We start from the raw sequence: 11,998 nt of genomic DNA, 5'->3' as shown, positions 1-11,998 counted from the left end.
ATGGCCGATTCGGGCGCCCTTCTTCCCAAGCCGACCGACGTTTTCGTGTCGCCGCTCAACAGAATCCAACCCATTGACGTCGATGCATCGATCAAGGTGATCGATGCATGGCTGGTCAACATCAGTGGCGGACTGGTCAATGCCGAACGCCTCAAGATGGTGGCATCCGGCATACCGATTCTTGCCAACATCTTTGCCGCGGTCGACGTCGTGCTCGATATCAAGGCGATGATCGAGCATGGCAGCAAACCTGTCGACGTATTCGACTGGACCAATCTCGGACTGGATCTGATCGGCGTCGTGCCGTTGCCACCCGGCACCGCGGAAATACGGGTTGCCGCCCGGCCGCTGCTGAAGATCATTCGCCAGGAAGTCGCGAAAAGCGGCAAGGCCGTGCTCGAATCATCCGCGTACATGTTGCGGGACGCCGTAATCGGCGCGATTGCGACGAGCCTGAACGAACGCTTCGCCGGCGAGATCGAAAACTTCATCAAGCACCTGAAAGCGGGGCTCTCGGATCTGCTCCACAAATGCGCGGAATACATCGGCAAATTGATGACCGCTTTTGCCGATCTCTTCGCTCAGGCCGCCGGCGAAAAAGGCTTCGAGGTGGACGGGAACCTGCGAGCAGCCGAGCGCCACGCAAAGGACATCAAGGCCGGATTCACGTCGTACGACGCGAAGAAGGTGTTCCATGGTGCAGGCCAGTTCATCATCGACTTCGCGAAGATCGAAGTAAAGGGCGTCGCCAACGTCGCGACCAAAACCGCCAAATTCATCGATCCGGCCGCCAGCAAGGATCTGCTGAAGATCTCGAACGATCTGCGGGCAAAAATCCCGGCCACGATGAAGTATGTTCGCAGCCTCGACGGCAACGAGATCGGCAAGATCGGCTGGTTGATCGAGGTCGGCGAACAGGGCGTCATGCGCTGGCGTCAGGTCAATCCGAAGAAGCACATGACGGGCATCCCGTCCCGCGGACAGGCCCGTGTCGTGGCACAGCGACCGCAAGCCCGCAACGAAGTCATGAATCACTCGGCACCGGCGGAGCATCCCGGTGCCGGCGACTGCAAGCGCGGGTGCCCCGTGCCGACGACACGAGAGCGCAGCGTGGGCTCGATTGGATTCGCGCTCGGCGATGAACGGATCGAGCATGACGATTTCGTGCTCGATGGCCCGTTATCGATCACCTGGCAACGGACCTACCGGTCTTTCTTCGACGCCTACGACGATCGGGGCGAACTCGGTGCGCGCTGGATCACGCCCTACACATCGCGCTTCGACATTCACGCCACGAAGCTCGTCTACCACGGCGCCGACGGCCGGAGTCTCGATTACCCGCTGCTGGCCCCGGGTGAGGCGAAGGACGACCTCGCCGAAAGCCTCACCCTGCTTCGCGTCGACGACCAATGGCTGACACTCACGCGCGGCCCCGAACTCGTCGAAGTGTACGAAAGGCACGGCGACAGGTTCCGACTCGCATTCGTCAAGGACCTGACCGGCAATCAACTCACCCTCGACTACGATGCACCGGGACGCCTGTCCCGAATCATTGCGCCGCATGCCCTCGTCGCATTCCGGCATGACGCACACGGCCGCATCGTGGAGATCGTCCACCACGACGCAGACGGCGTGCGACTGGGCACGCTGGCGACGTACACGTACGACCGGGAAGGCGACCTCGTCGCGGCCGCCGATCGCTATGGCAATACCCGCTCGTATCGCTACGCCAATCATCTGGTCACGTACTATACGGATCGAACCGGACGCGGCATGCATCTCGAATGGGACGGATCGGGACCCAAGGCGAAATGCATCCGCGAGCGGGCGGACGACGGAAGTCACGCGGTCTCGCTTGCCTGGCACCCCGACTTCCGGATGGTGTCCGTCACCGATGCGCTCGGCAACGTGTCGCGCCATTACTACGACATCAAGGGCTACACGTTCCGGGTCATTCACCCCGACGGCAGCGAGGAATGGCTGTATCGCGACGAGCATGACAACCTGACGCAATACATCCATCGCGACGGCAGCGTCGAGCACATGCGTTACGACGCACGCGGCAATCTCGTCGAGCACGTGCGGGCGGACGGCAGCACGATCGCCATGACCTATGACGACGACACGCGTCTCGTCGGCGTAACCGATCCGCACGGCCATGTCTGGAAACAGGAGCACGATGCGGCCGGACAGGTCGCCGCTCGCATCGATCCGCTCGGTCACCGAACCGAATACAGCTACGACGGGCAAGGCAACGTCACGGCAATCAAGGATGCGAAGGGCGGCGTCGTTTCGCTCACCTACGACGCCGCGGGTCGCCTGACGTCTCGGACGGACTGTTCCGGCAAATCCACCGCGTTGACCTACGATGCCGACGGACGGCTGGCCTCCGAGCAGGATGCGTCAGGCGCCGTGACGACATTTGCTTATGGCGAAAACGGCCGACCGATCGAGATCAGGACGCCAGCGGGAATCGAGCGCGTCAGCTACGACGCCGAAGGACGGTTGCTTGCTCATGTCGATCCCCTGAACAACGAGACTCGTTTCGACTATGACGCCGCGGGCCGGATCGTACGTCGGACCGATCCATTGGGGCACGCGACTACGTACCGCTATGACGGACTGGGGCACGTCACTGCCGTCGTCAACGCGCAATCCGCAACGTACGGTTTCGAGTACGACGCGCTGGGCCGGATCGTTCGGGAAACGGGATTCGACGGACGAACGATCCGTTACACGTACGGAGAAACGGACGGCCTGCTGCAGTCTATCGACGATGCCGGGCAAGTCGTGACGCTCGAACACGATCGCGCCGGCCGGCCGAATGCCCGCGCGGCCGGCGACGATTCCGAGCGCTTCGTCTTCGATGCGAGCGGCAGATGGATCGACGCAACCAACCGCCATAGCCGCGTGCAGCGCTTCTTTGATCCGGTCGGCAATCTGGTTCGCGAGCACCATGCGTACACGTTGTTCGGCGAAGCGCGCAGTTACGTGTGGCATCACGAATATGACGAGCTGGGCAACCGCGTGCGGACCATTCGCCCGGACGGTCATTCGATCGACTGGCTCACCTATGGTTCGGGACACGTACACGGGATGCTGCTCGACGGCAAGGAGCACTTGCAGTTCGAGCGCGACGACCTGCATCGCGAAACGGTACGCACGCTGTCGAGCCGCGTCAGTCAATTCACGGCATTTGATCCGGCCGGCCGACTGGCCCGACGATCGGTGCAGCGCAACCAGGCACCGGCCCCGTTCGCCGCCCGCAGCTATCGCTACGACGCCGCGGGGCAGGCGGTCGAGATCGAGGACAGCCTCAAGGGCATCATCGGCTATCGTTACGATCCGGCCGGACGCCTTGTCGAATCATCCGGCCCGGCCGGTTCGGAGCGCTTCGCGTTCGACGCGGCCGGAAATTTCGCCAATCCGGATCAGTCGGCCACGTCCCGCCCGTCGCCAGGTGCCAGCCCCGTACGGCCGGACAACACGCTACCGGCGAACGTACCGCGTGCGCTGGGCAACCTGCTGACCGAGTACGCCGGCACACGCTTCGCGTACGACCCACGCGGCAACCTCGTTCATGCCCGCTCACCGAGCGGTGAACGGCACTATGAATGGGACGCGTTCGGCCGCCTGACGGCGGCCCGCATCTCGACGCAGAACCGTCAGAGCCACGCGCGTTACTACTACGACGCGCTCGGGCGCCGGATCGCGAAGGAAGTCGACGGCGAACGCATCATATTCGGCTGGGAAGGCGACCAGCTCGCCTACGAGACCGACGGCAATCGCAGCACGCACTACGTATACGAACCGGGGACGTCGGTGCCACTCGTCCAGTTCCTCTCAGGCTCGAGCATCGGCATGCCCACGCCGACGCACGACGAGACCAATCGATACGCGCCGGAAAGCGACGCGCTGCAGCGTCATCCTCGCCGTGAAGGCGACGCCAGCGTGTTTTACTATCACTGCGACCAGATCGGCACGCCGTTGATGCTCACGGACGAAGCCGGCGAAGTGGTATGGGAGGCTTCCTATCGAGCCTGGGGCCATGCACAGGAAGTCATTGCGCGCGCATCACGGGCTGCCGGTGCGACGCCCCGCAACCCGCTGCGATTCCAGGGCCAGCAGTTCGACGACGAAACTGGGCTGCACTACAATCGCCTCCGGTACTATGATCCGCAGCTCGGGCGCTTCATCAGCGAAGACCCGATCGCACTGCACGGCGGTGTGAATACGTACCAGTACGCGCCCAATCCCGTCGCCTACATCGACCCGCTCGGGCTGGCGAGAGGCAAATGCGTGATCTACTGGTCCAACCCCCTCGAGGATGCGACCGGGCATTACACCGTCAAGACCATCGCCGGTACCGGCAGCATGCATACCGAACAGAAGACCTCGGGCGACGAAACCTGGATCGCACGCGTCAGTAGTACCACGTCCGCCGAACCGATCAACAGCGCGACCTTCGACATCCCGGACGTCGGTGCCGCACAGAAATATCAGCGCGACAAGGTGCGCGCCACTCGGGCTGAACCAGACGGTGCCTACGACGTGTCCAACAACAGCTGCATGACGCACGTGATGGACGTGCTCAACGCCGGGGGAGCCGACGTTCCGGCGAAAGGCAAGCGTGCATGGGCATTCCTCAACCGACATGGCGTCGGCCCACGTGTAAGGTAACCGGAGGTAACGACAGATGATGTCTCCAACGTTGTGCGCCAGGCACGGCGTGCGCCCATTCACCGTAGCGGCGAAGCGCATCGGCGACCGAATTCGCGAGCGCGGACGATTCGAGCCCGATGAATTGGTGCGGGTATCGCTGGATCGGCCCAAGCGCAGCCACGTCGTATGGATGACGCGCGCGGATCTGGACGAGCATGCGGTAACCGCCAACCATGTCGACGGCGTCGCGCATGTCACCGAGCTGCGAAAGTTCGCGTTGCTCGACCGGGCATGCGAGCATGTTTGCCCGGATTGCCTGGACGAACTGCTCGTACGTTCGGGCGAACAACCGCACTCGCCGACGCCCGTATCACGCGCGTTCGACACGGCGATCGTCGCAGACAATGCGACGTTGGACGGTCCGCTAGTCAAATGTGACATCCACGGGATTGCGGTCGGTTCGCGCACATCGCCAGCCATGGCAGCGTTGATCGATCGGCGTGATGCGGTGCCGCACGGTCGGCTAATCAATGTAGTCGTGACTTCACCGAAAGCAGAAAACAAATTCTGGTTCGACGAAGCCTTCCTTCTTCGTGTGCTGGGACCGGATATCGATCTTGCTACTGGCATCTATCGAATGGAATCGGGCGAGCGCAGCCTCCACCTGCTCGAAAGCGGGAAGTCGGTATGCAAGCACTGCCTGAAAGACTGGCTTCGTCGCAACGACATCGCTTAGCGATACACCGCTCCTGACAGGCGACACCGTCGTCCCGACCGGAAATCCTACGGCACGGAGTCGTGAAAGAGATTCCGCATGCTTGCGTCGGAACATGCGATGCGGTGGAAGCGGGTATGCCACGCGACCCGCGTCGGGTTTGTCGCCTTGCGGGACAGAAACGACAAAGGGCCGGGAGGAAAACCTCCCGGCCCTTCGTTCAATATGGTGCCGGCTGCAGGACTCGAACCCGCCACCTGATGATTACAAATCAACTGCTCTACCAGATGAGCTAAGCCGGCGTAGCGCGAGATTCTACCTCATTTCACGATCTTGAGGCGAGGTCTGCTGCCACCTTTTGAACCGTCGCCATCACCGTCGGTTTTCGGCGGCTCGTCGGCGCCTTCGGAGGGTTCCTCGTTCGCGCCGCTGTCGGCAACCGGCGTCAACCCAGCAGGCGACTCGTCGCGTTGCGCATCATCCGTCGGTGCAGCATCTTCGTCGAACGCACCCGAATCCGCGCCTTCGCCCGCGACCGCATCGACCTGGAACGCCATGCCCTGCCCGTTCTCGCGCGCATAGATCGCGAGCACGTTGGCAACCGGAATCTCGATCTTGTGCGCCTTCCCGGAGAACCGGGCCGTGAACTCGATCCACTCGTTGCCCATCTGCAACTGGCTCGTCGCCTCGAAGCTGATGTTGAGCACGATCTCGCCGTCACGCACGAACTGACGCGGTACGCGCGTCGAGTTGTCGACCCTCACCGCGATATGCGGCGTGTAACCGTTATCGGTGCACCACTCGTACAACGCGCGCAGCAGATAAGGCTTCGTTGAAATCTCTTGCATCACAATCCTCGAACCCGGAGCGGGGGCGCGGCACGCCGCGCCGCCCTCTCCGTCATGCACTCATTGCACCATCAGCGACGCATGACCTTTTCGGACGGCGTCAGTGCTTCGATGTAGGCCGGACGGCTGAAGATCCGCTCGGCGTACTTCATCAGCGGCGCCGCGTTCTTCGACAGCTCGATGCCGTAGTGATCCAGACGCCACAGCAGCGGCGCGATCGCGACGTCGAGCATCGAGAACTCCTCGCCAAGCATGTACTTGTTCTTCACGAAGATCGGCGCGAGCTGCGTCAGGCGATCGCGGATCGCGAGGCGTGCCTTCTCGTGGTTCTTCTCCGCTGCCTTGCCCTTCTCGTTCTCGAGCGTGCTGACGTGGACGAACAGTTCCTTCTCGAAGTTGAGCAGGAACAGGCGTGCACGTGCGCGCTGCACGGGGTCGGCCGGCATCAGTTGCGGATGCGGAAAGCGCTCGTCGATGTACTCGTTGATGATGTTCGATTCGTACAGGATCAGGTCGCGCTCGACCAGGATCGGCACCTGACCGTACGGGTTCATCACCGAAATGTCTTCCGGCTTGTTGAACAGGTCGACGTCACGGATTTCGAAGTCCATGCCCTTCTCGAACAGCACCAGCCGGCAACGCTGGGAGAACGGGCAAGTTGTGCCGGAATACAGAACCATCATGTTTGCGTTTCCTCAAAAAAGCCGAGGGCCGGCACGCGGCGAACCCCTTCCGGGGTTCCACCTTGCGCCGGCCCCACGCCGGTCAGGCGTGATTACTTGATATCTTTCCAGTACGCGGCATTGAGCCGCCAGGCCAGGAAAGTCAGGACACCGAGAAAGATCAGCACCCATACGCCGAGGCGTTTGCGGGTCTGCTGAGCCGGCTCGGACATCCAGGTCATGTACGCCACCAGGTCGGCAACCGCAGAATCATAATCCACCGCGGACAGTGTCCCCGGTGTGACCTGCTGGAAGCCGATGAGCGTATGGACCTTCTCGCCCGTCTCCTCGTCCGTCTTGTCTTCGAATTTGGCGGCGCGCTGCCCCTGCAGCTGCCACAGTACATGAGGCATGCCAACGTTCTCGAACACCGCGTTGTTCCAGCCGCTCGGCCGTGTATCGTCGCGGTAGAAACTCCGCAGATACGTATACAGCCAGTCGCGGCCGCGCGCGCGCTCCTCGACCGACAGGTCGGGCGGCGAGGTGCCGAGCCAGTTCTTCGCGTCTTCGGGCCGCATCGCGACGGACATCGTGTTGCCGACCTTGTCGGTCGTGAACAGGAGATTCTTTTCGATCTCCTTCTGGGATATGCCCAGATCCGTCAGACGGTTGTAGCGCATCAGGTTCGCGCTGTGGCAGTTCAGGCAATAGTTTACAAACAATTGCGCGCCGTGCTGAAGCGAAACGAGATTTTCCGTGTTATCGGGCGCCCGGTCGAGCGGAAAATTACCTTCCGCCCGAACCGCCGGCGCCACCAGCAGCGCACACGCGGTCGCCCCGATCAGCGCGAGTGTCGAAAGCAGTTTCTTCATGTCGTTCTCTCCTCGCTCACGTTAATGGGGCTTGAAGCGCACCCGCTCCGGCGGCTGCTTGAACGTGCCAAGCGGCGTCCAGACGGGCATGCCGAGGAAGAACGCGAAGTAGATCAGCGCACAGGCCTGCGCGATCAGGGTCGAGGCGGGGGATGGCGGCCGCGTGCCGAGGAACCCGAGGGTCAGGAACGCCACGACGAAGATCCCGAGGAACACCTTGTGGAACAGCGGCCGGTAGCGGATCGACTTCACCGGGCTGCGGTCGAGCCACGGCAGGAAGAACAGCGAGATCACCGCCGACCCCATCACGACGACGCCCCAGAACTTCGACTCCGTCAGGTACATGAACACGACGATCGCCGCGGCCAGCACCGGCAGGCCGACTTTCCACTTGCCGCGCGCGCGGATCAGCGCGAGCACGCCGAGCAACGCGATCACGATCATCAGCACGATCTTGAACGGGTCGGTGGTCGCGCGCAGCATCGCGTAGAACGCGGTGAAGTACCAAACCGGCGCGATCTCGGGCGGCGTCTGCAGCGGGTTCGCCGGGACGAAGTTGTTCGCCTCGAGGAAGTAGCCGCCCATCTCCGGCGAGAAGAACACGATCAGCGCGAACACCATCAGGAACCCGCACACGCCGAGGAAATCGTGCACCGAGTAGTACGGGTGGAACGGGATGCCGTCGAGCGGCACGCCGTTCTCGTCCTTCTTCGCCTTGATCTCGATGCCGTCCGGGTTGTTCGACCCCACTTCGTGCAGCGCGACGAGGTGCGCGATCACGAGGCCGACCAGCACGAGCGGGATCGCGATCACGTGGAACGCGAAGAAGCGGTTCAGCGTGACGTCCGACACCACGTAGTCGCCACGAATCCACAGCGACAGGTCGGGGCCGACGAACGGGATCGCCGAGAACAGGTTCACGATCACCTGCGCGCCCCAGAACGACATCTGGCCCCACGGCAGCAGGTAGCCGAAGAACGCCTCGGCCATCAGGCACAGGAAGATCGCGCAGCCGAAGATCCACACGAGTTCACGCGGCTTGCGGTACGACCCGTAAAGCAGCCCGCGGAACATGTGCAGGTAGACGACCACGAAGAACATCGATGCGCCCGTGGAGTGCATGTAGCGGATCAGCCAGCCCCACGGCACCTCGCGCATGATGTACTCGACCGACGCGAACGCGAGCGTCGAGTCGGGCTTGTAGTTCATCGTCAGGAAGATGCCGGTGACGATCTGGTTGACGAGCACCAGCAGCGCGAGGGAGCCGAAGAAATACCAGAAGTTGAAGTTCTTCGGCGCGTAGTACTCGGAAACGTGCTTCTTCCAGGTGGACGTGAGCGGGAAGCGCTGGTCGATCCAGCCGGTAAAACCTGTCGTGGAGACTTCCTTGTTGTCGGCGGCCATCACGCTTCTCCTTTCTCGTCCTTGCCGATCACGAGGGTCGTCGCCGACGTGAACATGTAGGGCGGGATGTCGAGATTCTGAGGCGCCGGTTTGTTCTTGAACACACGGCCGGCGAGGTCGTAGGTCGAACCATGGCACGGGCAGAGGAAGCCGCCCGGCCAGTCGTCCGGCAGGTTCGGCTGCGGACCCGGCGTGAAGCGTTGGCTTGGCGTGCAGCCGAGGTGCGTACACACGGCCATCACGACGAGAATGTTCTTGCGATCGGCCCGCGCGCGATATTCGTTCGCGCAATACGCGGGCAACGGCATCGTATAGGGCTTTTCGGAAGTCGGATCGGCCACTTCCTTGTCGGCCTTGACCACATCGGCCAGCATCGAGTCGGTGCGGTTCAGGATCCACACCGGCTTGCCGCGCCACGGCACGGTCACCATTTCACCGGGCTTCAGCCCGCTGATGTCGACTTCGACCGGTGCACCGGCCGCTTTCGCTTTCGCGGACGGCGCAAGCGACGCCGCGAAAGGTATGACGGTGGCTACGCCTCCCACGCCACCTGCTACGGATGTCGCAATCAGCCAGGTACGGCGGCCGCTGTCGACGCGTTTCTCTTCCTTGTCTCGCATCACACGCCCCACTTCTGAGTTGGATTTTCCGTCACGACTTTCCATTCCGCCGCTAGTTTGCTCGAATGGAGCCGCCATTTACAAGGCCCGGAGATGAAAATCCCTTCGAAGTGATTGATAGTTAAGGGTTTTCCCCCACTATCGGAGCGATTAAATCATTTCACTTTTAAGCATTTGCTACATTACGAAATTTCGATGCGCTGCCGCAAATCCGGCATTCAGACCGGGTTATGGATGTCGATAAAAAGGTGTTCGATATCGAATTCTTCGGACAAGTGGGCGCCAAGTGCCTGGATTCCGTAGCGCTCGGTCGCATGGTGCCCTGCCGCAACAAACGCGACACCGCTCTCGGCGGCCGTGTGCGTCACGTATTCGGACACCTCGCCGGTCAGGAACACGTCCGCGCCGGCGTCGATCGCCGCGTCGAAATAGCTTTGCGCGGCGCCCGTGCACCACGCGATGCGGCGCAGCTGCATGTCCGGATCGCCGAGCACGAGCGGCGTGCGGCCAAGCGTGCGCTCGACCTTCGCGACGAAGTGCTCAAGCGTGACAGGCATCGGCAGCGTCGCCATCCAGCCGAGGTCGCCTTCGCCGAACCGCTGCTCGCCGATCAGGCCGAGCCGGTCGCCGAGCTGCGCGTTGTTGCCGAATTCGGGATGCGCGTCGAGCGGCAGGTGGAACGCGAACAGGTTCAGGTCGTTCGCGAGCAGCAGCTTCAGGCGCTGGTACTTGCGGCCCGTGATCTGCGGCGGCTCGTTGCGCCAGAAATAGCCGTGATGGACGAGCACGGCATCTGCCCCCCATTCGAGCGCGGCTTCGAGAAACGCGACCGACGCCGTTACGCCGGTAGCGATCTTCTCGATCTTGCGGCGCCCCTCGACCTGGAGGCCGTTCGGGCAATAGTCCTTGAAGCGCGCGGTTTCAAGGGTATTGTTCAAGTACAATTCGAGTTCGATCCGATCCATATAAACCTCTAATCCATTCAGATGCTTAGACGCTTCTGGCTGTTCTTCGCGCAGGCGGTTACCGTGCTGCTCGCGCTGATGTTCATCGTCGTGACGCTCAAGCCGCAATGGCTGCAACGGCAAGGACAGCTCGGCAAGCAGCTCGCCACGCCGATCGTCGCGCTGCGCGAAGTCGCGCCGGGCATCGGCGGCGCACCGGCGACCACGTCGTACGCCGAAGCCGCGCAGAAGGCGATGCCGGCCGTCGTCAACGTGTTCTCCAGCAAGGACGGCTCGCTGCCGCCCGACCCGCGCGCGAAAGATCCGCTGTTCCGCTACTTCTTCGGTGACCGCAACGCCCGCAAGCAGCAGGACGAACCGGCCGCCAACCTTGGCTCGGGCGTTATCGTGAGCCCTGAAGGTTACATTCTAACGAACCAGCACGTCGTGGACGGCGCCGACCAGATCGAAGTCGCGCTCGCCGACGGCCGCACGGGCACCGCGAAGGTGATCGGCAGCGATCCCGAAACCGATCTCGCCGTGCTGAAGATCAACATGACGAACCTGCCGACGATCACGCTCGGCCGCTCCGACCAGTCGCGGGTCGGCGACGTCGTGCTCGCGATCGGCAACCCGTTCGGTGTCGGCCAGACGGTCACGATGGGGATCATCAGCGCGCTGGGCCGCAACCATCTCGGCATCAACACGTTCGAGAACTTCATCCAGACCGATGCACCGATCAACCCCGGCAACTCGGGCGGCGCGCTGGTCGACGTGAACGGTAACCTGCTCGGCATCAACACCGCGATCTACTCGCGCTCGGGCGGCTCGCTCGGCATCGGCTTCGCGATCCCCGTGTCGACCGCGCGCACGGTGCTGGAAAGCATCATCACGACGGGCTCGGTCACGCGCGGCTGGATCGGCGTCGAGCCGCAGGACGTCACGCCGGAGATCGCCGAGTCGTTCGGGCTGACGCAGAAATCGGGCGCGATCGTCGCCGGCGTGCTGCAGGGCGGCCCGGCCGACAAGGCCGGCATCAAGCCGGGCGACATCCTGATCTCGGTCAACGGCGACGAGATCACCGACACCACGAAGCTGCTGAACACCGTCGCGCAAATCAAGCCGGGCACGTCGACCAAGGTGCACGTCGTGCGCAAGGGCAAGGCGTTCGACCTGAACGTGGTGATCGGCAAGCGCCCGCCGCCGCCGAAGCAGGCGCTCGACGAGCAGGACAGCGATAGCGAGTGATGTCGGGCGAGCGGCGCACGGCC

Annotated in this window: 9 protein-coding genes and 1 tRNA gene; 3 read left to right on the top strand and 7 right to left on the bottom strand. The window is 62.7% G+C overall.

Annotation, left to right across the window (positions count from 1 at the left end; genetic code table 11):
• Together F3J15_RS15715 and F3J15_RS15710 are read left to right on the top strand one after the other, a co-directional pair.
• A complete protein-coding gene (locus tag F3J15_RS15715) occupies positions 1 to 4,680 on the top strand; it encodes an RHS repeat-associated core domain-containing protein (RefSeq protein WP_166892307.1) in 4,680 nt (1,559 codons plus the stop codon).
• A 16-nt stretch (positions 4,681 to 4,696) separates the two neighbouring features.
• Complete coding sequence (locus tag F3J15_RS15710) at positions 4,697 to 5,398, top strand: hypothetical protein (RefSeq protein ID WP_166892304.1); 702 nt, start codon at positions 4,697 to 4,699, stop codon at positions 5,396 to 5,398.
• Positions 5,399 to 5,603: 205 nt separating this feature from the next.
• Here F3J15_RS15710 and F3J15_RS15705 read toward each other — a convergent pair.
• The 7 genes from F3J15_RS15705 to F3J15_RS15675 all read right to left on the bottom strand — a co-directional run bounded on the left by F3J15_RS15705 (position 5,604) and on the right by F3J15_RS15675 (position 10,748).
• Positions 5,604 to 5,679: transfer RNA gene (locus F3J15_RS15705), tRNA-Thr, on the bottom strand.
• Between the two features lie 18 nt (positions 5,680 to 5,697).
• Entirely contained in the window at positions 5,698 to 6,225 is a 528-nt protein-coding gene (locus tag F3J15_RS15700) for a ClpXP protease specificity-enhancing factor (protein WP_069246975.1), read from the bottom strand.
• 71 nt (positions 6,226 to 6,296) lie between these two features.
• Positions 6,297 to 6,908, bottom strand: a complete 612-nt coding sequence (locus tag F3J15_RS15695; RefSeq protein WP_006400565.1) for a glutathione S-transferase N-terminal domain-containing protein — start codon at positions 6,906 to 6,908, stop codon at positions 6,297 to 6,299.
• Between the two features lie 92 nt (positions 6,909 to 7,000).
• Entirely contained in the window at positions 7,001 to 7,759 is a 759-nt protein-coding gene (locus tag F3J15_RS15690; protein WP_069246974.1) for a cytochrome c1, read from the bottom strand.
• Between the two features lie 21 nt (positions 7,760 to 7,780).
• Entirely contained in the window at positions 7,781 to 9,163 is a 1,383-nt protein-coding gene (locus F3J15_RS15685) for a cytochrome bc complex cytochrome b subunit (protein WP_069246973.1), read from the bottom strand.
• Complete coding sequence (gene petA, locus F3J15_RS15680) at positions 9,163 to 9,783, bottom strand: ubiquinol-cytochrome c reductase iron-sulfur subunit (RefSeq protein WP_166892392.1); 621 nt, start codon at positions 9,781 to 9,783, stop codon at positions 9,163 to 9,165. Before petA ends, F3J15_RS15685 begins: the two co-directional genes overlap by 1 nt.
• A 218-nt stretch (positions 9,784 to 10,001) precedes the next feature.
• The gene (locus tag F3J15_RS15675) at positions 10,002 to 10,748 is read right to left on the bottom strand and encodes a Nif3-like dinuclear metal center hexameric protein (protein WP_166892300.1); all 747 of its coding nucleotides are present in this window, start codon (positions 10,746 to 10,748) and stop codon (positions 10,002 to 10,004) included.
• A 21-nt stretch (positions 10,749 to 10,769) separates the two neighbouring features.
• On the opposite strand from F3J15_RS15675, the gene F3J15_RS15670 reads away from it, so the two are divergent.
• A complete protein-coding gene (locus F3J15_RS15670) occupies positions 10,770 to 11,975 on the top strand; it encodes a Do family serine endopeptidase (RefSeq protein WP_069246970.1) in 1,206 nt (401 codons plus the stop codon).
• The last annotated feature ends 23 nt before the right edge of the window (positions 11,976 to 11,998 follow it).

The sequence above is a fragment of the Burkholderia sp. Ap-955 genome (genome assembly GCF_011753045.1).
GTDB classification, from domain to species: domain Bacteria; phylum Pseudomonadota; class Gammaproteobacteria; order Burkholderiales; family Burkholderiaceae; genus Burkholderia; species Burkholderia lata_D.
The sequence above is the reverse complement of the archived record's forward strand: the minus strand, read 5'-3'. Positions and strand labels throughout refer to the sequence as shown.